This window comes from uncultured Microbacterium sp. (assembly GCF_963521645.1).
Lineage (GTDB): Bacteria > Actinomycetota > Actinomycetes > Actinomycetales > Microbacteriaceae > Microbacterium.
Genome location: NZ_CAUQVQ010000006.1, coordinates 1 through 24,421 on the forward strand (window position 1 = coordinate 1; position 24,421 = coordinate 24,421).

Below are 24,421 nucleotides of genomic sequence, written 5' to 3' on the forward strand. Positions count from 1 at the left end.
TCCTGTTCCTCGTTCACTTCGGGGGCCGACACGCCATGCGCCGAGGCCGACGCACCGATGCGGTCGACATCTGGCGTGTCGGCCCCCGAAGTGGAAGCGGTGCCGAGGAACGGCATCCGGCATCCGAGGTGCCTCAGCCGAGATCCCCGGCGCGTCGGAGGGCCGCCAGGATGGCGGCCTGGACGGAGGGCCAGTCGTGGATCACCTGCGCGTAGTCGAAGCGCAGGGTCTCGTATCCCTGCGCCGAGGCCCTGGCATCCCGGACCAGATCTTTGTGGCGTCGATCGTGACCGGCATGATTGACGCGTCCGTCCACCTCGAGAATGAGCCGCCCGCCCACGACGAAATCGACGCGACCCACCCCGTCGATGGTCGCCTGTGCAGTGAGCGCGATGCCGAGCACGTGCAGTCTCACTCGGAGGATGGACTCGAGCCCACTCTCCGAATCGGGGTGCGCGAGATCGCAGAGCCACCGGGCGGATGCCGGAAGAGCCGAGCGGATCCGTAGTCGGGCTGCGCGTGTCAGCGCTCGCTGATGCAGGGCCGATTCGAGTGAGGCGAAGAACGATTCCTCGCCCTCGCAGCGGTAGAGGTGGATGAGAGCAGTCTCGACATCGACGACACCGAGCGGCACAGCGCCCCGGAAGAAGTGGCTGCGGCATCGGCATCCGTCGTGGGCGTACGTCCGTCCGCGCCGGGCGATCCAGACGTGCATGAGGTCAGCGCCCGCGAGGACCCACACGCCGTGATGACGCAGGGCCGCGCTGCAGGTGAGCGCGCCGCCGTGCGCGGCGGCGCGACGGATGGGTTCGGGCAGCGTCGGCGAAGCGAACAGCCCTGGTCGGATGCGTTCGATGCGTCCTGCGCGCACGGCCTTCGAGAGGGACGGACGATCGAGGCCGTGGAGTTGGAGATGCGTTCCGCGAGCGAGGCCGCCGAGGCGATCGAGGGTGATTCGTGGGTCGAGCATCCCCGCAGCGTGGCGGTTCCGCGTGCTCGATGACGCGACGCACGGGCGTTCTCGCGACATCGGTGCAGAAGTCGCAGCCGCTTCGTGCGCCGCAGGAACAGTCGGCGTCACACACTTCGGGGGCCGACGCACCGGATGCCGAGCAGGAAGTGCTCCTGTGTTCGGCGTCTGGTGTGTCGGCCCCCGAAGTGGTGGGTGCGACTCGTGATCAACCGGGGTGAGTCATCGACAGCAGGTCGAGCTTCTCGTCGAGCTGCTCGAGAGTCAGATCGCCGCGCTCGACGTAGCCGAGGTCGATGACGGCGTCGCGCACCGTGATGCCCTTGGCGACCGAGTGCTTGGCGATCTTGGCTGCGGCCTCGTAGCCGATGAGCTTGTTGAGCGGGGTCACGATCGACGGGCTCATGCCCGCGAAGGCTGCGGCGCGCTCGAGGTTCGCCTGCAGTCCGTCGACGGTCTTGTCGGCGAGCACGCGCGAGGCGTTCGCCAGCAGACGGATCGACTCGAGCACGGCGGTGCCCATGACCGGGATCGCGACGTTGAGCTCGAACGAGCCCGAGGCGCCGGCCCAGGCGACGGTCGCGTCGTTGCCGATCACGCGTGCGCACACCATGAGCACGGCTTCGGGGACCACCGGGTTGACCTTGCCCGGCATGATCGACGAACCGGGCTGGAGGTCGGGGATGTGCAGCTCGCCGAGACCCGTGTTGGGTCCCGAGCCCATCCAGCGCAGATCGTTGTTGATCTTGGTCAGCGAGACGGCGATCGTGCGCAGCGCGCCCGATGCCTCGACCAGTCCGTCACGGTTGGCCTGCGCCTCGAAGTGGTCCTTCGCCTCGGTGATCGGCAGCTCGGTCTCGGCCGCGAGCAGCTCGATGACCTTCTGCGGGAATCCGAGCGGCGTGTTGATGCCGGTGCCCGTGGCGGTACCGCCGAGGGGGACCTCGGCGACGCGGGGGAGGGCCGACTGCACGCGCTCGATGCCGAGGCGCATCTGGCGGGCGTAGCCGCCGAACTCCTGGCCGAGGGTCACCGGGGTCGCGTCCATCAGGTGGGTGCGACCCGACTTCACGGCGTCCTTCCACAGCTCGGCCTTGGCCTCGAATGCGACGGCGAGGTGGTCGAGCGCCGGGATGAGGGTGTCGATCAGCGCCTGTGTGACGGCGATGTGCACGGAGGTCGGGAACACGTCGTTCGACGACTGCGAGGCGTTCACATGGTCGTTCGGGTGGACGTTCGCGCCGAGGATGCGGGTCGCGAGAGTGGCGAGCACCTCGTTCATGTTCATGTTCGAGGACGTGCCGGAGCCCGTCTGGTACGTGTCGACGGGGAACTCGCCGTCGTGGGCGCCCGAGGCGACCTGGTCGGCGGCCTGGGCGATCGCGTCGGCGACGTCGCCGTCGAGAGTTCCCAGCTCCTTGTTGGCCAGCGCGGCGGCCTTCTTGATGCGCGCGAGCGCGGCGATCTGCGTGGACTCCAGGCCCTTGCCCGAGATCGGGAAGTTCTCCACGGCCCGCTGCGTCTGTGCGCCGTACAGCGCGTTCACGGGGACTCGCACCTCGCCCATGGTGTCGTGCTCGATGCGGAAGCCCTGCGAGTTGTCGCCGCTGAGCTGGTCGGTGTCGGTCATTCCGAACCCTCCTTGGTTGCGGGGCCGCGCCCCTCGGTGTCGATTCTGGCTGAGTCGATGGTGTCTGAGCCGATGCCGATTCAGACGGCTGCGTCGGAGTCGATCCCGACCGTGATGACGGGCACCGCGGTGCCCTCGGCCAGACGATAGTTGGCTCCCACGATGCCCAGTCGGCCCTCTTCCACAGCGTTCGAGATCACCTCGGACGACTGCAGCAGGTCCCTGACCGTGTTGCGCAGGTGCTCCTGGCCGACGAGCTCGGCATCGATCTCGTCGACGGTGCTGCCGCCGCTCTCGACGAGAACCTTGCGGGCGGCGGGGACGATCGGCGCGATCAGCTTCCAGATGTGCGGCGGCAGGGGAGCGGCGTCGATCGCCGTCCCGTCGATCGCGGCGCGCACAGCACCGCACGAATCGTGGGCGAGCACGACGATCAGCGGAACATTGAGCACGGCGACGGCGTACTCGAGGCTCGCCACGATCGACTCGCCGATCACCTGACCGGCGTTGCGGACGACGAAGAGGTCGCCGAGGCCCAGATCGAAGATGATCTCCGCAGCGAGACGGGAGTCCGAGCATCCGAACAGGGTGGCGACAGGATGCTGGGCCTCGGCCAGGTGCTTCCGTCGCGCCACATCCTGATTCGGGTGCCGGGGGGCGTCATCGACGAAACGCTGATTGCCCTCCTGCATCTGCTTCCAGGCGGCGGCGGGCGTGAGGGTGTCGGTCATCAGGGTCACTCCGAGAGTTCGCGGATCTGCGGGACGAGGGATTCGGCCAGTTCGGCCGTGGAATCGGCCGAGCGTGAGCCGTACAGCAGCAGGTAGTCGTCACCCGCCTGGGTGCCGATCGCATAGGTGACGTTCTGCTCGGCGCCGGCGGCTCCGAGTTCGTAGACGTCCCACTCCAGCCCGCCGATCGAAGCCGTGTCCGTGGGGGCGGTGCCGTTCAGTCGCTGCGGCGCCCAGGACGAATCCGCGTCGAAGGCCTGCGCGAGTCTGATGAATCCGCGCTCGTCCTCTGCGGAGGGGGCGAGCGTGACATCCCACACCACGGTCGCGCCGCTGGTGAGCTCTGCGGCGTTCACGCGCCAGAAGTCGCCGAGATCGGGCACGATCACCGGGCTGTCCATGGTGGATTCGACATCGCCGGCGATCGCGACCATGTCGATCTGCGGCGCGCTCGCAGGTTCACCGCGGGGCACGATGAGCACGATGACCACGACGATCGCGAGAGTGGCGATGAGTGCGGCGACCAGGCTCCGCACGGTCTGACTCGAACGGTAGGCCTTGCTCGACGCCGCCTTGCGGGCGGCAGTCTCGGCGGGAGTCTCCGGGCGTCCGAGTTCGGCGACGATGGGAGCAGGCTTGTTCACGAGTCGTCCTCGTCCGCGTCGCCGGATGCGGAGGAACGGGCCGCCTCCAGGCGTCGCTTGGCACCGAGCAGCCACTCCTCGCATCGGGCCGCGAGAGCCTCACCGCGCTCCCAGAGTGCGAGCGACTGCTCGAGGGTCGGGGAGCCCTGTTCGAGCTCGGACACGACCCTCACGAGCTCATCGCGAGCGGCCTCGAACGACAGCGTGTCCACAGGGGTGTCGTTCAGCGCACTCACCCCTCCATCCTACGCGGTGTGCGGACGTGCTCACGCGGAGCGAGCGGCCGGCCCCTCGGCGATCTCGCCTTCGGAGCGCGCCGCGATCGACCCGCGATCGACCGTGATGGTCAGGGCGCTCCCGGCGGGTGCGTCGGCAGCATCTCGCAGGATCACCCCGCCGTCGAGATGGGCGATCGCGTAGCCGCGCGCCAGCGTGGCGGCAGGTGAGAGAGCTCGAAGCGAAGCTCGCAGTTCGCTCGTGGCTCGGCCTGCGGCTTCGTGCTGGCGTGTGATCGTGTCGCGGCCTCGGGCCAGCAGCAGCCATACCTCTTGCGAGCGGGACTCGATGATGGGGTCGGGAGAGCGCAGCGCCGGACGCGAACGCAGCTGTTCGAGTTGAGCGATGTCGTGCGACAGTCGCTGGGTGAGTCTCGACGTGGCCCGAGAGCGCAGCTGCGCGATGAGTGCGCGTTGCTCGCTGACGTCGGGTACGACGCGTTTCGCGGCATCCGTCGGAGTCGATGCGCGAAGGTCTGCGACATCGTCGAGCAGCGGATGATCGTTCTCGTGTCCGATCGCACTGACGATCGGAGTGGTCGCCGCCGCCACTGCCCGCACGAGGCGCTCGTCACTGAATCCGAGGAGAGTCTGGGGGTCGCCGCCGCCGCGCGCGATGATGATCACGTCGACCTCGGGGTCTGCATCGAGTCGAGCGAGAGCGGCGAGAGTGTCGGGAACGCATCGGTCGCCCTGCACGGCGGCGTACTCGGTACGGAAGCGCACCTGGGGCCAGCGGAGCTCGGCGTTGCGGTGCACGTCCTTCTCCGCATCAGAGCGTTCACCCGTGATGAGTCCGATCACATGCGGGAGGAACGGCAGCCTCTTCTTGCGAGCCGCGTCGAACAGGCCTTCCTGCCGCAGCTGGAGACGGAGCTTCTCGAGCCGTTCGAGCTGGTCTCCGAGGCCGACGTGCTTCATCGCGGAGACGGTGAAGCTGAAGTCTCCGGCTTTGACGAAGTAGTCGGCCTTGACGGCGGCCACGACGTGGTCGCCGACCGCGAGGTCGCCGGGGATCCGAGGCCGCACGCTCGACCAGATGCGGATGGAGATCTGGGCGTCGGAGCGCGTGTCCTTGAGTCGGGCGAAGATGTTGCCGCCACGGACGTTCCACGAAGTGATCTCGCCCTCGACCCACACGGTGTTCCATCGGGCGATGAAATCGCGGATCGTTCCGTTCAGCCGGGCGACCGAGGTCGGAGCATCCGCCGAGGAGTCGCGCGGAGCGACCGCATCCGCCGGTGGGGTCTCGCCGGGCCGGGTCGACGCTTCGAAGACCGTCATCCGTTCAGTGCACCTTCCGCTCCTGCTCAGGTTGTCGGCAGTAGAATCGAAGAGTGACTTCGACTGCCGTTCATCTCCCCGTGCCGCGTATCCCTCGAGTGCGTGCGGCGGCCGGACGGCTTCAGGATAACCCGGTGGTCGGACACAAGCGTGTTCTCCTCGCCGCTCCGCGCGGGTACTGCGCCGGGGTCGATCGCGCTGTGGTCGCCGTCGAGAAGGCTCTCGAGCGCTACGGTGCGCCGGTCTACGTGCGCAAGCAGATCGTGCACAACATCCACGTGGTGACCGAGCTCGAGGACAAGGGTGCGATCTTCGTCGAGGAGGTCGACGAGGTCCCCGAGGGCGCGCATGTCGTCTTCAGCGCCCACGGAGTGTCGCCTGCAGTGGTCGACGCCGCATCCGAGCGCGGGCTGCACGCCATCGATGCGACCTGCCCGCTCGTCACCAAGGTCCACCGCGAGGCTGTCCGATTCGCCCGCGACGACTTCGAGATCCTGCTGATCGGTCACGACGGCCATGAAGAGGTCGAGGGCACGGCGGGCGAGGCTCCCGATCACGTGACTGTCGTCAACTCCCCGGCCGAGGCCGACACGGTGCAAGTGAAGGACCCGTCGAAGGTGGTGTGGCTGTCGCAGACCACGCTGTCCGTCGACGAGACCATGGAGACCGTCAACCGCCTCCGCACTCGCTTCCCCGACCTTCACAACCCGCCGTCCGATGACATCTGCTACGCGACCCAGAACCGTCAGGTGGCGATCAAGAAGGTCGCAGCCAACGCCGACCTGGTGATCGTCGTCGGATCGTCGAACTCCTCGAACAGCGTGCGCCTCGTCGAGGTCGCCCTGGAGTACGGTGCGAAGGCCGCCTACCGCGTCGACTACGCGGAAGAGGTCAAGCAGGAGTGGCTCGACGGAGTCGCGACGGTCGGCGTCACGAGCGGGGCATCGGTGCCCGAGGTGCTCGTCCGCGAGGTGCTCGATGCGCTGGCGGGTGCCGGGTACCAGGACGTCGAAGAGGTGAAGACCGCGGAGGAGGACCTGATGTTCTCCCTGCCCAAGGAACTGCGGCAGGACTCGTCGGGCCAGCGAGACGCCCGCGCTCTAGGAGGCCGAGCCACAGGCGGAGGCGCCTGACGGTGACCTCCACCGAGGCGGAACCCACTCTGATCGGTTCCGTGCAGCGCGCGCTGCGGCTCGTCGACATCGTCGCGAACTCCGCGCGGCCCCTGCCGGTCAAGACCCTCGCTTCGATCACGGGCCTCACACCGGGTACCGCATACAACCTCGTCCGCACACTGATCCACGAGGGCTACCTCGCGAATGAGCCGGATGGGCTGGTGCTCGGCGCGCGCTTCCCGACCTTCCGGACCGAGATCGCACCGCGCGGAGTGTTCCTCGCCAGGGTGCGCGCGGCGCTGCGCGACGTCACGGAAGAGCTCGGAGCGACCGCGTACCTCTCGAGATACGCCGACGGCGAGATGCACCTCGTCGACGTGGTCGACGCCGTTCGCAGCCCCCGTGTCGAGTTGTGGGTGGGGATGGACTCCAGTGCTCACGCGACGGCGCTCGGAAAGCAGATCCTCACGGATCTGACGTGCGAGGAGCGTCTCGACTACCTCTCCCGCCACCGGCTGCAGGAGCTGACCCCGCGGACCATCAGCGACACGCAGACGCTCTTGAGCCAACTCGAGCGCTCGCAGGGTTTCGCCGTCGAACGGGACGAATACTCCATCGGCAACTCCTGCGTGGCGGTGCCGGTGGCAGCGCCCGGCGTCACCGCGTCGCTCGCGATCTCCCTTCCCTCCGAGCACGCTGTGGTCGATGGGCGCCTGATCACACAGCTCCAGCACGCCGCTCGACGGCTGTCCCTGCAGTTGGGAGCCGATGGCATCGGCAGCGGGGTCGAGGGCGATTTCTGACCTCGGTTCATTATCTGAACAATCGGGTCTGGCGCACGGCGCCGCGTTTTTCTATCGTTGAACGCCTAGCCGTCTGTGCAGAACGGCGCTACCGGCGAGGGGCCGTCCCCACGACCCTCGCCCGCTTGGACGGCACGTGTCCCCAGCACGGTCGTCCGCGGCCCCGCGGAGTCCCCACTTCGCCGGGGCCGCCTTCATTCTCCGGACCTTCCTGACAAGCGCCCCCTGCCGCTACAGCTAGCATGCTGGGATGACGGACCAACGGCCACAGTACGGCGAGATCGCGACACTCGAGGAGCAGCGCAGAGCTGCGGGCCTTCCTCCGATCGTCGAGGCAGAGCCCGAGACGAGCACGCCGCCCCGCTCCGCTGCCCCCGAGGTCTCCTCGCCGCGGCGCGCCGGCGCACCTGTCGACCGTTTCGTCACGATCGCACTGCTCGCTTACGGCCTGGTGAACGTCGTCGTGACTGCGCTGTCGTATCTCGACTTCTCGACCGCGATGAACGAGGTCATGCGCCTCATGGGCATCGACGGCGAGTTCACGAACTATGCGCAGGGTCGGCTCTGGGGCACGATCGCCGCTCTCGTGCTCGCGGTCGGGTGGTCGGTGACCGCCTACCTCTCCATCCGACGGCTGCGACGGGGCAGGCTCACCTGGTGGGTGCCCGTGGCGGGCGCGTTCGTCACGACCATCGTCGCCTCGATCTGCGTCGCGATCCCGATGATGGGCGACCCGGCGTTCGTCGAGTTCCTCTCATCGTCGGCACTCCCGTAGGCGGATGAACGCGAAGGAGCCCCCGACCTCTCGGCCGGGGGCTCCTTCGCGTGGGGCGTCGCTCAGCTCTTCGACTGACCGTACGACCCGAGCTGCCGGGTCGACTCGACCACGCGGGCGGCCATGGCCGTCTCGGCCACCTTGCCCCAGGCGCGCGGGTCGTACAGCTTCTTGTTGCCGACCTCGCCGTCGACCTTGAGCACGCCGTCGTAGTTCTTGAACATGTAGTCCGCGATCGCGCGGGTGTAGGCGTACTGCGTGTCGGTGTCGATGTTCATCTTGATCACGCCGTTCGCCACCGCGAGCGCGATCTCTTCATCGGTCGAGCCGGAGCCGCCGTGGAAGACGAGATCGAGCGGCTTCGCACCGGTGTTGTACTTCGCCGCGACCTGCTGCTGGATCTCGCCCAGCAGCTCCGGACGCAGCTTCACTCCGCCCGGCTTGTACACGCCGTGCACGTTGCCGAAGGTGAGCGCCGCGATGTAGCGACCCTGTTCGCCGAGTCCGAGTGCCTGCACGGCCTGATCGACATCCGCGAACGTCGTGTAGAGGGCGTCATTGGAGCCCTCGTGGGCGACGCCGTCTTCCTCGCCGCCGACGACGCCGATCTCGACCTCGAGGATCGCGTTGATGTTCTTCATGCGGGGGAGGAGATCCTTGGCGATCTCGATGTTCTCGGCGAGCGGCACAGCCGAGCCGTCCCACATGTGCGACTGGAAGATCGGGTTGCGACCTGCCTTGACCTCTTCTTCCGAGGCGGCGATCAGGGGCTCGACGAAGCCGGCGAGGGCATCCTTCGGGCAGTGGTCGGTGTGAAGCGCGACGGTGATCGGGTAGTTCTTGGCGACCTCGGTGGCGTAACGGGCGAAGGCGAGCGCACCGGTCGCGCGGGCCTTGACCGTGTGGCCGGCGAAGTAGTCGGCGCCACCGGTGGTGACCTGGATGATGCCGTCGGAGCCGGCCTCGGTGAGACCCTGCAGGACGGCGTTGATCGTCTGCGAGCTCGAGACGTTGAAAGCGGGGTACGCGAAGCCGCCGGCCTTCGCGCGGTCGAGCATTTCGGCGTACTGATCCGGGGTGGCGACGGGCATGAGAACTCCTGCGATTGGTGAAGCCGGGACAGCAGTCACTCTATCGGGGAGCGTGGGCGGATGTTGGCCGCGTCCCGCCAGCGGAGCGGCGTGCATATCGTCCTGTTAAGAATCGCGATTCCTTCGTCCGCTCCGACCCGAAAACAGGCCTTTCAGCGATGCATCGTGGCTAGGCTGACCGCATGGTGAGTCTTACGGCCGATCTGAGCCCCCTGCGTCCCGACCGAAACCTCGCGATGGAGCTGGTGCGTGCGACCGAGGCGGCAGCCATCCGCGCCGTGCCCTTCATCGGCCGCGGAGCGAAGGAGGCGGCTGACGGAGCCGCGGTCGATGCCATGCGCGCCTTCCTCGGCACGGTCGCCTTCCAGGGCCGCGTCGTCATCGGCGAGGGCGAGAAGGACAACGCCCCGATGCTGTTCAACGGCGAGGTCGTCGGCACCGGCACGGGTCCTCAGTGCGACATCGCCGTCGACCCGATCGACGGCACGTCGCTGACGGCTGCGGGGCGGCAGAACGCGCTCTCGGTGATCGCCGTGTCGGATCGCGGCTCCATGCTCGACGCGTCGAGCGTCTTCTACATGGACAAGCTCGTCACGGGACCTGCCGGCGTCGGGGTCGTCGACATCCGTCTGCCGATCGGCGAGAACATCCGTAAACTCGCCGGCGCGCTCGGCAAGCCCGTCGACGAGATCGTCGTCTCGGTGCTCAACCGCCCGCGCCACGAGAAGCTGATCCAGGAGATCCGGGACGCCGGCGCCGGAACGCGTCTGATGAGCGATGGCGATGTCGCCGGCGGCATCAATGCGGCGCGCCACGGCGCCCGCACCGACATGTGCGTCGGAGTGGGCGGCAGCCCCGAGGGGATCGTGACCGCGTGCGCCATCAAGGCCTTGGGCGGCCACATCCAGGGACGGCTGTGGCCCCGCGACGATGACGAGCGCCAGCGCGGTATCGATGCGGGACTCGACATGGACAGGGTCTACGAGGCGGACGATCTGGTGCGCGGCGACAACACGATCTTCGTCGCGACGGGTGTCACCGACGGGCAACTCGTCGACGGTGTGCGCCGTGAGGGCGGCTACATCTACACCGAGAGCGTCGTGCTGCGCGGTGCGTCGGGAACGCTGCGCCGGATCGCCTCGGAGCACCTGGTCTCGAAGTGGCTCTGACGCGAAGCGCGTGACGTCGATCCGGGCATCGTTACCGACCCGGTACCGCCGCTCGGATCGCCGAGCCGTGGTTTCGCAGCATCACGTGTCACAATTGTCACTGGATTTGTCGCCGTCGACGGAGCCGCCAGGCACCGCAGGCACAGGAGGGCAGACCGATGACAACGCAGCACACGAGTGGTTCCACAGCCGCTGCGACCAAGATCGTGACGACAGCCACCGGCCGCATCCTTCGGGTCAACGTGGACGAATCGGGAGCCCCGCTCACGACCGGTGCCCCGATGGCACCCGCGGCCACAGCGCCGTCGATCCCCGATCCGGCGAGACGCGCCGACGTGCTGTTCCGCGTTCGTCGTGCCGAAGGCCACGAGCTCAGTGCGTGGTGGATGATCGGGGCGTTCGTCGTGACCAGCGGTCTGGTGATCCTGCTGCTCAGCGGCGTTCCCGGCGTCGCCTGATCACTCTCCGGCGTCCAACCGCGACCGCACATCCCCGACGTCCGCGTGCAGCGGGGATCCGGCCTCAGCCGCTCCACTGATCGGCATCCCATCGGACTCCGCGCCGACGAGCTCGGACGCGGTGAAACGACGTGTCTGCGCCGAGATCGCCGCGGGCGCGGAGTCGAGTGCCGCGGTGTCTATGCCGGGGAACTGCCTGGCCGTGACGAGCACGCGGCTTTCGAGTGATCCCGCGAACCTGTTGTAGCTGTCGACGGTGCGCTCCAGCGCCCGACGCAGATCGTCGGCGTGTCCCGCGAGAACGCCAAGGCGGTCGTAGAGCTGTGTGCCGAGGTGGAGAAGCGCCCTCGCCTCGCTCGACACCTCCTGCTGGGTCCAGGTGTACGCGACGGTCTTGAGCACAGCCCACAGATTGACCGGCGATGCGAGAGCGACGCGCTTCCCGAACGCGTAGTCGAGCAGCGTCGGATCCTCGTCGATCGCGGCGGCGAGCAGTGACTCGCTCGGCAGGAAGCAGATCACGAACTCGGGACTCGCATCGAGGCCCATCCAGTACGCCTTCTTGGCGAGAGCATCGACATGAGCCCGCACCGCTTTGACGTGCTTCTGCATGTGCACCCGACGCTGTGCCTCGTGGGCGTCGCCGATCGGCAGCGCGGATGCTTCGAGATAGGCATCGAGCGGCACCTTCGCGTCCACCGCGATCGAGGTGCCCCCTGCGAGCCTCACGACCATGTCGGGACGCCCCTGGCCACGATCGGAGGAGATGCTCGACTGCAGGTCGAAGTCGACGTGGCGCATCAGTCCCGCGGCCTCGACGACTCGTCGCAGCTGGGTCTCGCCCCACACTCCTCGGCTCGCGGTGGAGCGCAGCGCGCCGGCCAGCGATTCGGTGGTCGCCCGCAGCGCCTCGTCGCTCTGCTGGGCGCGTCGCAGCTGCTCGGCGAGCGAGCCGAACTGCGCGTGGCGCTCCTGCTCGATCGCGGAGACCTTCTGCTGCATGAGCTGCAGGCTCTCGCGCACGGGCGCGAGGGCGGTGAGGACCGCGTTCTGCTGCTGCACACGCTGCGCCTCGGCCTGCTGCTCGTGCCGTGCGTGATCGACGGCATCGCGGTACAGGTCGTACTGCCGGTCGCGGTCGTCGCGCGCGGCCTCGAGCTGCGCCTGCAGTCGAGCCAGTTCGGCCGCGCCGCGGCCTGCACGCAGGAACCACCCCGCGGCGGCGCCGCACACCAGCGCCGCGAGAAGGAGAACGATCGTCAGAGCATCCATGCGGTCAATGATGCCCGGAGCCTCGGACATCCGCGGGGAGGCCGGCTCAGGCGACGGCCCGCTCCGGCGCGGTGATCGCGGGCTCGGTGATGCGGACGTTCAGTGCGCCCGCGAGCTCGAACACATCGGAGGCGCCGACGCGTCGCGCCGCATCGATCACGATGTGCGCGCAAGCCAGAGCATCGGCGAGCGCGTCGTGATGCGAGAAACCGGTGAAACCGGCTGCCTCGGCCGCCTTGGGAAGGCGGTAGGACTCGAGGTCGTAGATCTTGCGCGCGACCTGGAGACTGCACAGCGAGCGGTACGGAGGGCAGTCGCCGCCCGTGGCCTCCGACGCCCGGCGGAGGACGTTGAGGTCGAATCCGGCGTTGTGGGCCACCAGCACGTCTGCTCCTGCGAAGGCGCACAGCCTGTCGAACTGGTCCTCCCACGAGGAGGCAGTGCGCACGTCCTGCGCGCGGATGCCGTGGATCCGCACGTTCCACTCCTGGAACTCGTCGTGTCCTGCCGGCGGCCGGATCAGCCAGCCCGCAGAGGCGACGACGAGACCGTCGCGCACCCGCACGAGTCCTACAGAGCAGGCCGAGGCGGCACTGGAGTTCGCCGTCTCGAAGTCGATCGCGGTGAAGTCCAGTGGCACGTCCCCACTCTCTCCCAGGGGTCCGAGCGCGAGCGGATGACGCGCCGTAGGCTGACCACATGAGTGTGCACAGGGCGACATCCTTCGGCGCGGAGGCAGCCAACTACGAGGCCGGTCGGCCGGAGTACCCGTTCGACGCCGTCGCATGGATGCTCGAATCGATGCCCGAGGGTTCTCGCCGGATCGTCGACGTCGGCGCCGGCACAGGGAAGCTCACGCGAGTCCTCGCGCACGCTCCCGGTGCAGAGGTGGTCGCCGTCGACCCCGACACCGAGATGCTCGCTGCGCTCCGGGGAAGCGTTCCGGGGATCCCGACCTTTCAGGGATCCGCCGAGAACATGCCGCTGCCCGACCAGAGCGTCGACGCGGCCGTGCTCGGTCAGGCGTGGCACTGGGTGGAACCCGTCGCCGCGTCGGCGGAGCTCGGTCGGGTCGTCAGGCCCGGAGGCGTGCTCGGACTCGTCTGGAACATCCGCGACGAACGGACGGACTGGGTGCGTCGCCTGACCGACATCATGCACAGCAGCCCTGCGGAGCAGATGGTGAACTCGGAAGGTCCCCGAATCGAAGCGCCCTTCGCGCACGTCGAGACGGAGCGCTGGGAGTGGACTCGGTCGATCACCCGGGCCCAGCTGCACCAGATGGCGCTCTCTCGCAGCTATCTCATCGCGGCCTCGCCGGAGGAGAAGGCGGAGATCGTGCAGGGACTGGACGCGCTCTTCGACGAGCTCGGACTCGTCGACGGCACCGTCGATCTGCCGTACGTCACTCATGCCTTCCGTGCCGTGCGTGCGGAGTGACGAGCTCGCACTGATCACGCAGGGGAGTGATGCCGCCGCCCGGTAGACTCGACCCCCGTGGCTCTCACTATCGGAATCGTCGGCCTGCCCAACGTCGGCAAGTCCACCCTCTTCAATGCCCTGACCAAGAACGACGTGCTCGCGGCGAACTACCCGTTCGCGACGATCGAGCCGAACGTCGGGGTGGTGAACCTGCCCGATCCGCGTCTCGACAAGCTCGCCGAGATCTTCGGCAGCGAGCGCATCCTGCCCGCGGCCGTGTCGTTCGTCGACATCGCCGGCATCGTGCGCGGTGCGAGCGAGGGCGAGGGCCTCGGCAACAAGTTCCTCGCGAACATCCGCGAGGCGGATGCCATCGCGCAGGTGGTGCGCGGCTTCGCCGATGACGACGTCGTGCACGTCGACGGTGCGGTCAATCCGGCATCCGACATGGAGACCATCAACGCAGAACTCATGCTGGCCGACCTCGAGACCGTCGACAGGGCGATCACGCGGTACGAGAAGGAGGTCCGCGGCAAGAAGATCGAGCCCGTGGTCCTCGAGACCGCGAAGGCCGCCAAGGATGCTCTCGAGCGCGGTGTGCTGCTGTCCGTCGCCGGCATCGATCTGACGCCGATCCGCGAGCTCGGACTCCTCACCGCCAAGCCCGTCATCTTCGTCTTCAACGTCGACGAGGGCGTTCTCACCGACGATGCCCGCAAGGCCGAACTCGCAGCACTCGTGGCCCCGGCGAAGGCGATCTTCCTCGACGCGAAGATCGAGTCCGAGCTGATCGACCTCGACCCCGAAGACGCCGCCGAACTGCTCGCCTCGACCGGTCAGGACGAGTCGGGTCTCGACCAGCTCGCCCGAATCGGCTTCGACACACTGGGTCTGCAGACCTATCTGACAGCCGGTCCGAAGGAAGCGCGCGCCTGGACCATCCCGAAGGGCTCGAAGGCACCGCAGGCCGCGGGAGTCATCCACACCGACTTCGAGAAGGGCTTCATCAAGGCCGAGATCGTCTCGTTCGACGACCTCGTCGAGACCGGGTCGGTCGTCGAGGCCCGGGCCAAGGGCAAGGCGCGTCTCGAGGGCAAGGACTACGTGATGCAGGACGGCGACGTCGTCGAGTTCCGTTTCTCGAACTAAACCTTCGGTGCGCTCGCACTCACGGATCGGAGCCGACGCGCACAGCTTCGCTCGCTGTCAATAATCAGCACCGTGTCGAAGTCGGCGTAAGCCCTCTGTGTCAGCTTTGAGTGAGATCCCCCGTGACCCTCTGTGGGGCCTTGACCCGTGATCGTGGACACGGTGTCGGTTCGGTTATGCGGCTCTTCGCAGTTGAGAGTGTAGTCGCGTTGGTTTCTGGATAGGGGTCGAGGTCTTCCATGATGGAAGTTTCTAGGCTGTCCATCTGAAAAACCTCGACGTGCTCCACGCTACCTTCGCGACCCCTGATCTGACCACGTTCTGCCGCCTCGACGAGCTCGGTCTCGTAGCCGTCGGGAAACGTCTCGCGCCGGATCGGGCGGTGATCGAGTGCCGGGTCGCTGAGCCGGATCCTTGGTGTCGCAAGTGCGGCACCGAAGGGGTGATGCGTGACACGGTGGCCCGCAGGTTGGCGCACGAACAGTTCGGGCATCGCCCCACGACGCTGTTGGTGCGGGTGCGCCGCTACCGGTGCGCGCACTGCGGGCGGACATGGCGGCAAGACACCGATCAGGCGGCACCAGCGAGAGCGAAAATCTCCCGCGGCGGGCTCGACTGGGCGTTGGGCGCCATCGTCATTGATCCCCTCACCGTCTCTCGCGCCGCGGCAGCTCTGGGGGTGTCCTGGCATACGGCGAACAGTGCGATCCTCGCGGAGGGTAAGCGGCGGCTGATCGATGACTCACACCGGTTTGATGGGGTCACCACGATCGGTGTTGACGAGCATGTCTGGCGACATACGCGCCGCGGTGACAAGTACGTCACGGTGATCATCGACCTGACCCCGACACGTGACAAGACCGGCCCAGCACGCCTGCTGGACATGGTCGAGGGGCGTTCGAAGGCCGTATTCAAGCAGTGGCTGAAGGCGCGGCCGAAGGACTGGTCCGACCGGATCGAAGTCGTCGCGATGGACGGATTCACCGGGTTCAAGACCGCCGCTGCGGAGGAGCTCCCCGACGCGGTCCCGGTGATGGATCCCTTCCACGTCGTCCGTCTCGCTGGCGACGCCCTGGACCGGTGCCGGCAACGCATTCAGCAAGCCACCCTCGGTCACCGCGGTCGCGCGGGCGACCCGCTCTACCGCGCCCGCCGGACCCTGCATACCGGGGCGAACCTGCTCACCACGAAGCAGCGCGCACGGTTAGAAGCCATCTTCGCGACCCCGGAGCATGTCGAGGTCAAAACGACCTGGGATATCTACCAGCGCATGGTCGCCGCCTACCGTGAACCCGACAAGCAGACAGGCAAAGTCATGATGCGCGCCGTGATCGCCTCGGTCACCAGCGGGGTTCCCGCGGACCTCGTCGAGATCCGCCGCCTCGGCAGGACCCTCAAGCAACGCGCCGCCGACGTGCTCGCGTTCTTTGACCGACCCGGCACCAGCAACGGTCCTACCGAAGCGATCAACGGACGCCTCGAACACCTCCGCGGATCCGCCCTCGGCTTCCGTAACCTCACGAACTACATCGCGAGATCGTTGCTCGAATCCGGAGGCTTCAGACCCCATCTACACCCTGGAATGCGATGAGCCATCAAACAAAGGACAGACCCGCCGGGCCGTCAGTCAAGCCGAGGGTCATGACCGGCAGCGGCAATTACCAGTATCAACGTCAAGTCGTAATATACTGCTACCCACGTGAATCATCATGGAGTAGGGGCAAGCATGAGGAAAGCGACCAAAGCCACGATCGCGGGAGCGCTCGGTGTTGTGTTGCTTACAGGCGGGACCACGTTCGCTTTGTGGAGCGATTCGGCAAACGTGAACGGGGGCACGGTGAACTCCGGCACCCTGGCACTCACGCCATCGGGCACACCCGCGTGGAACGACATCTCGACCCCGACACCGGTGCCGATCACGATCGCGGACTTCCTCATCGTGCCCGGAGACACGATCGAGTACACGGCCGCCTTCACTGTCGACGCATCGGGAGACAACCTTTCAGCCACCCTCGATGTGTCTGATCCGGTCGCGGCTACCGGTGATGCGGCATTGCTCGCAGCGACTACGGTCACCCAGACGCTCACAGATGTCGGCGGTGAGCCGGTTACCGATGGGGCCATCACGAGCGCCGACGATGGCGAGGTGATCAACGTGACCGTGACGATCGTGTTCGATGAGAGCACACCGGGCACGACCGCGCAGGCCGAGAGCATCAACCTAAGCGATATGACAATCACCTTACAGCAGGACGCCCGGTAACGCCCGCGCCCGGATACCGAAGCCCGTTTGAAACGTCTCGCCGTCACCATCGCAGCGGTCGCGCTGGTCCTCCTCGTGGGGACCGGTACGACTGCGGCGCTGTGGAACGATTCCGAGGCCGTCGAAGGAACCACCGTTAACTCGGGCACCCTGAAACTCACGATGAACGGGCAATCACAGGTGACGATCGGACCGTTAAGCGGTCTCTACCCTGGTGGCGTCATCGCTACGAAGATCGCGCTCGCCGGCCAGGCATCCGGCAATCTCGGGCTCGACTACACGCTCGCAGCCATCCTCTCTGACACCTCGTCGGCCTCGTCGACGCTGTACGGCATCATTGACGCTCAGGTCTTCACCCAGAGCGATGCGGGAGCCTCCTGCGCATCCACCGGACTACCCGACGGGATGCAGGTGTACGGCAGCGGTGGGGGCTTCACAGAACTGAGCGCACTGGTCGTAACCGCGTCACTCGTTGCTCCGGCTGCGGATTCCGCGACGACCCACTTGTGCATACGGTTCACGATCCCAGCTGGAACTCCGCCCGACGTCGGAGGCATCGAGCTCAGCGGTGCGGCGACGACCTTCACCATCACCGCGACGGGTGAGGGCACCCGATGAGCGCGCGGGAGCAATCGCGTAGACGGCGGCGATGGCAGCTGTCGCTCGCGGCGCTCCTCATGATCGGTGCGGGCGCACTAGCGCTCCCCGCTTCGGCGCAATGGTCGGCGAACGCACAAGCCTCGGTCTCCGCCACGGCGGGCTACCCGGCAATCACCGTGAGTAACGGGCAATGGCTGAGTTGCCGAGGACCAGAGTTTCACAACGGATACGCGGACAGCATCGGCGCGGACTTCCAGGCCGTGCAGTATCTGTACCGCGATCAGATCGCGCCGGTGTTCAGCAACTTCAGGGTCTACCGGATCGTCGGCGGCGTGACACGGGACCAGCTGTGGGCACCCAGTTCCGCGCCGTTGGGCGATCCGAGTCAGTACAACTACCTGTTCCACGGCCGCGGCACCGAGTTCTACAACCTGCCGCCCGACAACTCACCGATGCAAGTGTATGTGCGACCGGTCTACGCCAGCGGTTGGCTGGGCCCCAAGAGCAACACGATCACGGTCTATCCTCAGCCGGACCTCAGCCAGAGCTACTGCCAGACCTGATCATGACGCAGCACGCACCGACCCCGGCCGACAAGCTCGGCGAATGCGACGCTGAGGCGCCGATCGAGCACACACAACCTCGCCCGTGGCGCGGACTGTTGCGTTTCATCGGGTGGGTCGTGTTCGCGCTGGTCATGGCCGTCGTCGCACTCGTGCTCGTTATCCCGCGGCTGATCGGGGCCGTTCCCCTCGCCGTGCTTACCTCGTCGATGGAGCCGGTCTTGGCCCCGGGCACCCTGGTGGTCTCGCAGTCCGTCGACCCGGAGACTCTGGCGATCGGAGACGTCGTGACGTTCCAGCCGGTCTCTGACGACCCGATGCTCGTGACACACCGCATCGTCGAAGTCGGATACCAGGCCGACGGTGACCTTACGTTCACGACGCGCGGCGACAACAACGGCGCAGACGACCAGCCGATTGTGGGAGACCAGGTGATGGGCAAGGTGGTCTACTCCGTGCCCTACGTGGGATACGTCACCACCTTATTCGGCGTTACGGAGCGGGGCTGGATCGTCGGAGCACTCGGGGGACTCCTCATCGGCTATGCCGTCTTCACCCTCCTCCGCGCACTGATGAGAAGGCAACCGGGATGAGGTTCTCGTGTAGCGCCGCTACCGCACTCTCGGCAACCGCGCTCCTGCTCTCGATGGCGTCGACGATATCCGTGGACGACGCGTACGCCGCCGATTCCCCCGTTGCATCGCAATTGCGCCTGAGTTACGACGGGGTCACCTGGCACGACGACCTGCCAGCACTATTCGAGCCGGCGACGTTGGTTCCGGGCGACGTGCTCATGACGACGTTGTTCGTGCGCAACGACTCTGAGGACGCGGCGACGCTGACGATTATCGCCGAAGACGTCGCCCTGGCGTCGAGCTCGCCGGATCCGTTCTACGACGAGCTCGCCCTCGTTGTGCGCGAGCAAGGTTCCGCCAGCGTCGAGGTGTCGTTCTCTGAGCTGTCGGACGCCCAGCTTTACGGCTCCCGCGTCGATCCCACGCAGGTCGTCGCCCTCGATATCGCCTTGGTCTTTCCGCACGATGCCACGTCGGGTGCGGATCTGCGCGTGGATCGCGCATCCTTCGCTCTGCGCGTGACACTGGCACACGACGAAGCGATCATTTCGAGCGAACCGGGAGACCAACCCGGTGATCCCGATGAGCCGCTCCCTGGCACCGGCGGAACCGCGGCCGGACTCTGGTGGGCGCTGGCGGCGATCACCGCGGGGATGACGGCGCTGTTGTTCGACCGTCAACGAGCGACGATTGGTCGCGGTACATCGCACGGCAGGCTCGGGAAACGTTCGTAACGTTTGTCCCTTGTTCGCCATCTCCGAGCGATATGGTGCTACGCATGCGACTGACCAACGTCACGCACCTCCGCCTCCCGTTCGGACGGCTCTGGGGGTACGACGTGAGCACCTCCGCGCTCGGGCGGCGCCTCCCGGTGTCGTTCGATCAGCGACTCCATGTCGGCGCAGGCGACCGGCCCGGATCGTGGATGGCGCTGTCGTTCCGGCTGCCTGCACCGACGAGTCGCGACTCGATCGCCGATGCGTGGCTGGCTGTCATCGCCCGGCACGGCACACTCCGAACGGCTTTCGCGCCGGGGGCTGAGGGCGATCCTGAGCTTCACGCGATCGAGATCGGCTCCGGTCACTGGGTCGAGCACGAGGTGGGCTCAGGTCAGGCCGTCAACGACGCTCTGCGGGAAGTCCTCGATGCCGCGTGTGCGCCGTTCCGACGTCCCTCGCACCGGTTGTGCGTGCTGGAGACCGCCGCCGGGCTCACGGTCGTGATCGCAGCGGACCACGCGCACGTCGACATGTGGTCGATGCTCGTGATCGCGCGCGATCTGCTGTCCGCGCTCGATGAGGTGCGGTCCGGTGCGACACCGATGTTGACGACGGCTCCGGCATTCGTCGAGCACACGCAGGCGCTCCTGGATCGGGATGCGGCACCGGATCACGTGCGTCAGCGCTGGGAGGACATCATCGCGGACAGCGGCGGCGTGATGCCGCGGTTCCCGTTGCCGCTGGGTCCAGCCGAGCTGCATCGTGAGCGTGTGGAAGTGCGCGACGTGTTCGACGTCGACGACGCGGCGGCCTTCGCCGCGCAGGCCCGCGGTGACGGCGTCTCGACCCTCGCCCGCGCAGTGGTCTCGATGACCGCGGTGACCCTCGAGCTGGCGGATGCACCGCTTCGGGCCGTGTTTCCCGTGCACAGCCGGTTCCAGGACGACTGGCACGACTCGGTCGGGTGGTTCATCACCAACTCCGTCCTCGAGTCCGAGGTCGCCGAACCGCACGCGGCCGCGGCGGCAGTGAGAGAAGCCGTGCAACTCGGTGCGTGGCCTCTCGCCGACGTGCTCGCTCCATGGGGCGGCATGCCCGTGGCGCCCGGGATGTTCGCGATCTCGTGGCTGGACCTGCGCAGGCTGCCCGTGCGGATCGACTCGGTCGGGCTCGATGCCCACTACGTCAGCGCGGCGACCGACACCGACGGCGTCATGCTGTGGTTCATCCTGGACGAGTCGGGTCTGCACCTGCGATGCCGCTATCCCGACACGTCCGAAGCGCGCGCCAATGTCGGCGGATGGCTCGACCTGCTCGTCGCCAGGTTGCAGGCTGACGCGCGGTCCTCTGCGCCCGGGCGCGGATATCAGACCGCGCCTGTCGGCCTGCCTCAGCACTTCTAACGGCGTACGCTGTGCGTGTCGCCCACGGAAGGATCCACAGTGTCTGACCACCACGAACACGTCCCCGCACCGGGGGAGCCGTCGGTTCCCGAACTCGAGCTCGATGAGACCATCGCGCCGCGCCCGGAGGAGGAGATCGCCGATGCTCTTCGGGCGGATCCCGACCTCGGAGATCACGGCGACCGGTCCGGATGACAGCCGCCCGCACGGGGTCTGCCACGCGCACGCCTCGGCATCGCGGGCGGACTCCCGCGGCACGTCGGCGGGGGGACGGCGGGATACGCTGGATGCTGAGGCGGTCGACGCTCGATCCCGCATGCACCCCGCCTCTCACCACCCCGACGGCACGAGGAGAACCACGCCCATGACCGACACCCAGATCTTCGAGCCCGAAGGCCGCGCGATCCCTTTCGTGGACGAGGGAGACGGCCCGGTCAAGCTGGTGCTCATCCAGGAGTACGGCCTCGCTGCCGACGTCCTGGGAGTCGCCGCCCACTATCTCGCTGAAGAGGCCGGGTTCCACGTGCTGCGGATCGGTCACCGTGCGGCGGCCGAAGCGACACTCGCCGAGCGAGTCGATGACGTCATCGCGGTGATCGACCACGTCGGCATCGACGACACCTGGGTGGGCGGACACGGCTTCGGTGGCACGATCGCCCGCGCGCTGGTCGCCGCGCACGCCGACCGCGCGAACGGACTGCTGCTGCTGGGCGTCGAGGACGTCGACATCGACGTCGCCCCCGCGATCCCGGTGCTGATCGTCCAGGGAACCGAAGACACCGACACCCCCGCGGTGAACGCCGAGGCGCTGCACGCGACGATCCCGGATCGGTCGAGCATCAAGACGATCGCCGGTGACCACCTCTTCCCGATGCACCACCCGATCGAGACCGGCGTGATCATCGAGGAATACCTCGACTGGGACTGACCCGCATGGTCCCGGCCGGTCGCACCGTCGTGCACGCGCCCGACCCTGACAGACTGGTCTGATGACCGCCACACTCGTCGCCCAGAATCTGGCGGGCGGTTACGGCCACCGCATCCTCTTCGAAGGCCTCGACCTCACCGTCGCACCCGGTGACGTGATCGGTGTGGTCGGGGCCAACGGCGCAGGCAAGTCCACTCTGCTCCGACTCCTCGCAGGGGTGGACGCGCCCATGGGCGGCACGGTCTCGCTCGCCCCCACCGATGCGTTCGTCGGCTGGCTTCCGCAGGAGCACGAGCGCGTCGCGGGGGAGACGGTCGCGGAGTACATCGCGCGTCGTACCGGCTGTGCCGCGGCGACGAGGGAGATGGACGCGGCGGCCGCCGCGCTGGGCGACCCCTCACTGGCCCCCGCGGGCACGGATCCCGCCGACACCTACTCGGCGGCTCTCGACCGCTGGCTCGCGAGCGGTGCTGCCGACCTGGAGGAACGGATCCCCGTGGTGCTCGCCGACCTCGGACTCCCGAGCGGGAGCGGCGTCGCGGACAGCGCGCTCATGACGGGGCTGTCGGGCGGTCAGGCGGCGCGTGTCGGCCTCGCGGCGCTGCTGCTCTCACGGTTCGACATCGTCTTCCTCGATGAGCCGACCAACGACCTCGACCTCGATGGGCTGGAGCGACTCGAGGCCTTCGTGCGCGGACTCCGCGGGGGCGTCGTGCTCGTGAGTCATGACCGTGAGTTCCTCGCGCGCAGCGTCACTCGAGTGCTCGAGCTCGACCTGGCACAGGCGTCCAATCGTCTGTACGGGGGTGGGTACGACGCATACATCGAAGAGCGCGCCGTGGTGCGTCGTCACCTGCGCGAGAAATATGACGAGTTCGCGGACAAGAAGGCGGATCTCGTGGCGAGGGCTCGCACGCAGCGGGAATGGTCGAGCCAGGGTGTCCGCAATGCGATGAAGAAGTCGCCCGACAACGACAAGATCAAACGCAGGGCATCGATGGAGTCGAGCGAGAAGCAGGCGCAGAAGGTGCGCCAGATGGAGAGCCGGATCGCACGCCTCGACGAGGTCGAGGAGCCGCGCAAGGAGTGGCAGCTGGAGTTCACGATCGGTTCCGCGCCCCGATCGAGCACCGTGGTCTCCACGCTGCGCGCAGCGACATTCCGCCAGGGCGGGTTCACTCTCGGACCGGTGTCGCTCCAGGTCGACGCGGGCGACCGGATCGGGATCACGGGCCCGAACGGTGCCGGAAAATCGACCCTCCTCCGGGGACTCCTCGGACGGCAGGCGCCCGTCGAGGGAGACTCCGCACTGGGCAGCAGCGTGCAGATCGGCGAGATCGATCAGGCGAGATCTCTCCTGGTCGGCGACGCAGCTCTCGCCGACGCGTTCGAGGCGCTGGTGCCCGAGATGGCCTCCGCCGAGGTGCGGACGTTGCTTGCGAAGTTCGGTCTCAAGGCCGACCACGTCACACGCCCGGTCGGGGGTCTGTCGCCGGGTGAGCGCACTCGGGCGGCACTGGCACTGCTGCAGGCACGTGGGGTCAACCTGCTGGTGCTCGACGAGCCGACGAACCACCTCGACCTGCCGGCCATCGAACAGCTGGAGCAGGCACTCGAGTCGTATACGGGGACCCTGCTGCTGGTCACGCACGACCGGCGGATGCTGGAGGCCGTGCGGACGACGCGTCGATGGAGCGTCGACGCCGGTCAGGTCACCGAACTCTGAGCGGGGGAGCGCCCCGGGTGATCAGCGCCCTTGGCGCTTCTTGTACGGCTTCGGCTGGCCCTTGACGATGGGGGCGCGACCCTTGCCCTTCGATGCCTTGGCCTTCCCGCCCGCCGGACTCGCGGTCTTCGGCGCGGGTGGCGGAGCCGCGGCCACGGTGGCCTGCGCCTCGACGAGGAACAGCTCGCCGATGTGCGTGAGACGCGGTGTGCCTTCGCGATTGATCAGAATGTGGCCGACCTCCTCCTCGAGCTTGTCGAGCGAGGTGTAGAGCGAGGCGAGCGGGATACCGAGCTCCTGTGCCGCGCGCGGAAAGTGCAGCGTCTCGGCGAGGACGACGTACCGACGGAGCAGTGCCAACTTCATGCGGGTGAACGGTCCTTCTGGGGCATCGACGTTCGACGCTCTGCATCTAACCTACGCGAGGCCAGTGCCTGCATACCTCCCCGGACGGACGGATGCCGCGGCTCGACGAGCCGCGGCATCCGTGGAGTCCTTCGTCAGGCGACCTTCGGGAGTACGGCGAACGACACCGAACCCTCGTCGTCCACGCCGGCATCGAGAACCTTGTCATCGAGCGCCGCGGCAGCGGTCTCGTCGAGGAAGAGGCGGGTGCCGGAGACCTCGACCACCTGATCGGCGGGCTCGGGATCGGGCGTGACCAGGACCGCGAGGCGAGCGCCCCCGTCGGGTCCCGGGGCAGGGGTGGAGTGAATCCGGAGTCCTGCATCTGCGGCGTCGGTCTGACGGCTGACGAGGGTGTTCACGATTGCGGTGGCGTTATCGGTGAGGGTGAGCACGAGACTCTCCTTCCGGTTGCGGACACGACGCGGGTGCGGCGTGTCCGGGCCACGAT

The 24,421-nt window shown here is 67.5% G+C and carries 28 protein-coding genes; 17 read left to right on the forward strand and 11 right to left on the reverse strand.

Annotated elements, in window-relative coordinates; all coding sequences use genetic code 11:
- Positions 1-133: 133 nt before the first annotated feature.
- From RWO82_RS02835 to xseA, 6 genes are all read right to left on the reverse strand, one after another.
- A complete protein-coding gene (locus RWO82_RS02835) occupies positions 134-970 on the reverse strand; it encodes a DUF559 domain-containing protein (protein ID WP_314423039.1) in 837 nt (278 codons plus the stop codon).
- A gap of 208 nt (positions 971-1,178) precedes the next feature.
- Complete coding sequence (locus tag RWO82_RS02840) at positions 1,179-2,600, reverse strand: class II fumarate hydratase (RefSeq protein WP_314423043.1); 1,422 nt, start codon at positions 2,598-2,600, stop codon at positions 1,179-1,181.
- Positions 2,601-2,680: 80 nt separating this feature from the next.
- Positions 2,681-3,331 (reverse strand): carbonic anhydrase, encoded by a 651-nt coding sequence (locus RWO82_RS02845; protein WP_314423045.1) that lies wholly within the window; start codon positions 3,329-3,331, stop codon positions 2,681-2,683.
- Positions 3,332-3,336: 5 nt separating this feature from the next.
- Positions 3,337-3,975 (reverse strand): DUF4245 family protein, encoded by a 639-nt coding sequence (locus tag RWO82_RS02850; RefSeq protein WP_314423048.1) that lies wholly within the window; start codon positions 3,973-3,975, stop codon positions 3,337-3,339.
- Positions 3,972-4,211 (reverse strand): exodeoxyribonuclease VII small subunit, encoded by a 240-nt coding sequence (locus RWO82_RS02855; RefSeq protein WP_314423050.1) that lies wholly within the window; start codon positions 4,209-4,211, stop codon positions 3,972-3,974. Before RWO82_RS02855 ends, RWO82_RS02850 begins: the two co-directional genes overlap by 4 nt.
- Before the next feature lie 30 nt (positions 4,212-4,241).
- Positions 4,242-5,534 carry an exodeoxyribonuclease VII large subunit gene (gene xseA / locus RWO82_RS02860; protein WP_314423053.1) on the reverse strand — a complete coding sequence of 431 codons (1,293 nt, stop codon included), beginning with the start codon at positions 5,532-5,534 and terminating at the stop codon, positions 4,242-4,244.
- Between the two features lie 89 nt (positions 5,535-5,623).
- Here xseA and RWO82_RS02865 point away from each other — a divergent pair, with 89 nt between their 5' ends.
- The 3 genes from RWO82_RS02865 to RWO82_RS02875 all read left to right on the forward strand — a co-directional run bounded on the left by RWO82_RS02865 (position 5,624) and on the right by RWO82_RS02875 (position 8,227).
- Positions 5,624-6,667: a 4-hydroxy-3-methylbut-2-enyl diphosphate reductase gene (locus RWO82_RS02865; RefSeq protein ID WP_201471550.1), complete on the forward strand. Its 1,044-nt coding sequence runs from the start codon at positions 5,624-5,626 to the stop codon at positions 6,665-6,667.
- Positions 6,668-6,669: 2 nt separating this feature from the next.
- A complete protein-coding gene (locus RWO82_RS02870) occupies positions 6,670-7,452 on the forward strand; it encodes an IclR family transcriptional regulator (RefSeq protein WP_314423057.1) in 783 nt (260 codons plus the stop codon).
- A gap of 250 nt (positions 7,453-7,702) precedes the next feature.
- Positions 7,703-8,227: a DUF6264 family protein gene (locus tag RWO82_RS02875; protein WP_314423060.1), complete on the forward strand. Its 525-nt coding sequence runs from the start codon at positions 7,703-7,705 to the stop codon at positions 8,225-8,227.
- A gap of 62 nt (positions 8,228-8,289) precedes the next feature.
- On the opposite strand, the gene fbaA is transcribed toward RWO82_RS02875, so the two are convergent.
- On the reverse strand, positions 8,290-9,318 hold the full coding sequence (gene fbaA / locus RWO82_RS02880) for a class II fructose-bisphosphate aldolase (protein ID WP_314423063.1): 1,029 nt from the start codon (positions 9,316-9,318) through the stop codon (positions 8,290-8,292).
- A 182-nt stretch (positions 9,319-9,500) separates the two neighbouring features.
- Here fbaA and glpX point away from each other — a divergent pair, with 182 nt between their 5' ends.
- Positions 9,501-10,487: a class II fructose-bisphosphatase gene (gene glpX, locus RWO82_RS02885; RefSeq protein ID WP_201469262.1), complete on the forward strand. Its 987-nt coding sequence runs from the start codon at positions 9,501-9,503 to the stop codon at positions 10,485-10,487.
- A gap of 158 nt (positions 10,488-10,645) precedes the next feature.
- Positions 10,646-10,945, forward strand: coding sequence for a hypothetical protein (locus RWO82_RS02890; protein WP_314423069.1), 300 nt, complete (start codon positions 10,646-10,648; stop codon positions 10,943-10,945).
- Here RWO82_RS02890 and rmuC read toward each other — a convergent pair whose 3' ends face one another.
- Both rmuC and RWO82_RS02900 read right to left on the reverse strand, forming a co-directional pair.
- Positions 10,946-12,217 carry a DNA recombination protein RmuC gene (gene rmuC / locus RWO82_RS02895; protein ID WP_314423071.1) on the reverse strand — a complete coding sequence of 424 codons (1,272 nt, stop codon included), beginning with the start codon at positions 12,215-12,217 and terminating at the stop codon, positions 10,946-10,948.
- A gap of 46 nt (positions 12,218-12,263) precedes the next feature.
- Complete coding sequence (locus RWO82_RS02900; protein ID WP_314423073.1) at positions 12,264-12,857, reverse strand: exonuclease domain-containing protein; 594 nt, start codon at positions 12,855-12,857, stop codon at positions 12,264-12,266.
- A gap of 59 nt (positions 12,858-12,916) precedes the next feature.
- Between RWO82_RS02900 and RWO82_RS02905 the strand changes: the two genes are divergently transcribed.
- The 12 genes from RWO82_RS02905 to RWO82_RS02960 all read left to right on the forward strand — a co-directional run bounded on the left by RWO82_RS02905 (position 12,917) and on the right by RWO82_RS02960 (position 23,565).
- On the forward strand, positions 12,917-13,657 hold the full coding sequence (locus tag RWO82_RS02905; protein WP_314423076.1) for a class I SAM-dependent methyltransferase: 741 nt from the start codon (positions 12,917-12,919) through the stop codon (positions 13,655-13,657).
- Between the two features lie 57 nt (positions 13,658-13,714).
- Positions 13,715-14,788 (forward strand): redox-regulated ATPase YchF, encoded by a 1,074-nt coding sequence (ychF, locus tag RWO82_RS02910; RefSeq protein ID WP_314423079.1) that lies wholly within the window; start codon positions 13,715-13,717, stop codon positions 14,786-14,788.
- A 280-nt stretch (positions 14,789-15,068) separates the two neighbouring features.
- The gene (locus RWO82_RS02915; protein WP_314423082.1) at positions 15,069-16,379 is read left to right on the forward strand and encodes an ISL3 family transposase; all 1,311 of its coding nucleotides are present in this window, start codon (positions 15,069-15,071) and stop codon (positions 16,377-16,379) included.
- A gap of 135 nt (positions 16,380-16,514) precedes the next feature.
- Complete coding sequence (locus RWO82_RS02920; RefSeq protein ID WP_314423085.1) at positions 16,515-17,051, forward strand: alternate-type signal peptide domain-containing protein; 537 nt, start codon at positions 16,515-16,517, stop codon at positions 17,049-17,051.
- 27 nt (positions 17,052-17,078) lie between these two features.
- Positions 17,079-17,669 carry a SipW-dependent-type signal peptide-containing protein gene (locus tag RWO82_RS02925; protein ID WP_314423088.1) on the forward strand — a complete coding sequence of 197 codons (591 nt, stop codon included), beginning with the start codon at positions 17,079-17,081 and terminating at the stop codon, positions 17,667-17,669.
- A complete protein-coding gene (locus tag RWO82_RS02930) occupies positions 17,666-18,214 on the forward strand; it encodes a hypothetical protein (RefSeq protein ID WP_314423091.1) in 549 nt (182 codons plus the stop codon). Before RWO82_RS02925 ends, RWO82_RS02930 begins: the two co-directional genes overlap by 4 nt.
- A gap of 2 nt (positions 18,215-18,216) precedes the next feature.
- Complete coding sequence (locus RWO82_RS02935) at positions 18,217-18,807, forward strand: signal peptidase I (protein WP_314423092.1); 591 nt, start codon at positions 18,217-18,219, stop codon at positions 18,805-18,807.
- A gap of 71 nt (positions 18,808-18,878) precedes the next feature.
- Positions 18,879-19,523 carry a hypothetical protein gene (locus RWO82_RS02940; RefSeq protein ID WP_314423097.1) on the forward strand — a complete coding sequence of 215 codons (645 nt, stop codon included), beginning with the start codon at positions 18,879-18,881 and terminating at the stop codon, positions 19,521-19,523.
- A 44-nt stretch (positions 19,524-19,567) separates the two neighbouring features.
- On the forward strand, positions 19,568-20,911 hold the full coding sequence (locus RWO82_RS02945; protein ID WP_314423100.1) for a condensation domain-containing protein: 1,344 nt from the start codon (positions 19,568-19,570) through the stop codon (positions 20,909-20,911).
- Positions 20,912-20,950: 39 nt separating this feature from the next.
- Positions 20,951-21,106 carry a hypothetical protein gene (locus RWO82_RS02950; RefSeq protein WP_314423102.1) on the forward strand — a complete coding sequence of 52 codons (156 nt, stop codon included), beginning with the start codon at positions 20,951-20,953 and terminating at the stop codon, positions 21,104-21,106.
- Positions 21,107-21,275: 169 nt separating this feature from the next.
- Positions 21,276-21,839 carry an alpha/beta hydrolase gene (locus tag RWO82_RS02955; RefSeq protein ID WP_314423105.1) on the forward strand — a complete coding sequence of 188 codons (564 nt, stop codon included), beginning with the start codon at positions 21,276-21,278 and terminating at the stop codon, positions 21,837-21,839.
- A 61-nt stretch (positions 21,840-21,900) separates the two neighbouring features.
- Entirely contained in the window at positions 21,901-23,565 is a 1,665-nt protein-coding gene (locus RWO82_RS02960) for an ABC-F family ATP-binding cassette domain-containing protein (RefSeq protein ID WP_314423109.1), read from the forward strand.
- 21 nt (positions 23,566-23,586) lie between these two features.
- Here RWO82_RS02960 and RWO82_RS02965 read toward each other — a convergent pair whose 3' ends face one another.
- Positions 23,587-23,931, reverse strand: a complete 345-nt coding sequence (locus RWO82_RS02965) for a LysR family transcriptional regulator (protein WP_314423111.1) — start codon at positions 23,929-23,931, stop codon at positions 23,587-23,589.
- Between the two features lie 134 nt (positions 23,932-24,065).
- The gene (locus tag RWO82_RS02970; RefSeq protein WP_314423113.1) at positions 24,066-24,365 is read right to left on the reverse strand and encodes a Fe-S cluster assembly protein HesB; all 300 of its coding nucleotides are present in this window, start codon (positions 24,363-24,365) and stop codon (positions 24,066-24,068) included.
- Positions 24,366-24,421: the final 56 nt, after the last annotated feature.

Bases quoted from the DNA above. Each gene is read 5' to 3' on its own strand.
- glpX (WP_201469262.1), top strand. From the start codon at position 9,501: ATGGTGAGTCTTACGGCCGATCTGAGCCCCCTGCGTCCCGACCGAAAC.
- RWO82_RS02945 (WP_314423100.1), top strand. From the start codon at position 19,568: ATGCGACTGACCAACGTCACGCACCTCCGCCTCCCGTTCGGACGGCTC.
- RWO82_RS02960 (WP_314423109.1), top strand. From the start codon at position 21,901: ATGACCGCCACACTCGTCGCCCAGAATCTGGCGGGCGGTTACGGCCAC.
- RWO82_RS02835 (WP_314423039.1), bottom strand. From the start codon at position 970: ATGCTCGACCCACGAATCACCCTCGATCGCCTCGGCGGCCTCGCTCGC.
- RWO82_RS02935 (WP_314423092.1), top strand. From the start codon at position 18,217: ATGACGCAGCACGCACCGACCCCGGCCGACAAGCTCGGCGAATGCGAC.
- RWO82_RS02845 (WP_314423045.1), bottom strand. From the start codon at position 3,331: ATGACCGACACCCTCACGCCCGCCGCCGCCTGGAAGCAGATGCAGGAG.
- xseA (WP_314423053.1), bottom strand. From the start codon at position 5,534: ATGACGGTCTTCGAAGCGTCGACCCGGCCCGGCGAGACCCCACCGGCG.
- RWO82_RS02890 (WP_314423069.1), top strand. From the start codon at position 10,646: ATGACAACGCAGCACACGAGTGGTTCCACAGCCGCTGCGACCAAGATC.
- RWO82_RS02905 (WP_314423076.1), top strand. From the start codon at position 12,917: ATGAGTGTGCACAGGGCGACATCCTTCGGCGCGGAGGCAGCCAACTAC.
- RWO82_RS02840 (WP_314423043.1), bottom strand. From the start codon at position 2,600: ATGACCGACACCGACCAGCTCAGCGGCGACAACTCGCAGGGCTTCCGC.
- RWO82_RS02930 (WP_314423091.1), top strand. From the start codon at position 17,666: ATGAGCGCGCGGGAGCAATCGCGTAGACGGCGGCGATGGCAGCTGTCG.
- RWO82_RS02955 (WP_314423105.1), top strand. From the start codon at position 21,276: ATGACCGACACCCAGATCTTCGAGCCCGAAGGCCGCGCGATCCCTTTC.
- RWO82_RS02965 (WP_314423111.1), bottom strand. From the start codon at position 23,931: ATGAAGTTGGCACTGCTCCGTCGGTACGTCGTCCTCGCCGAGACGCTG.
- RWO82_RS02875 (WP_314423060.1), top strand. From the start codon at position 7,703: ATGACGGACCAACGGCCACAGTACGGCGAGATCGCGACACTCGAGGAG.
- rmuC (WP_314423071.1), bottom strand. From the start codon at position 12,217: ATGGATGCTCTGACGATCGTTCTCCTTCTCGCGGCGCTGGTGTGCGGC.
- fbaA (WP_314423063.1), bottom strand. From the start codon at position 9,318: ATGCCCGTCGCCACCCCGGATCAGTACGCCGAAATGCTCGACCGCGCG.
- RWO82_RS02920 (WP_314423085.1), top strand. From the start codon at position 16,515: ATGAGGAAAGCGACCAAAGCCACGATCGCGGGAGCGCTCGGTGTTGTG.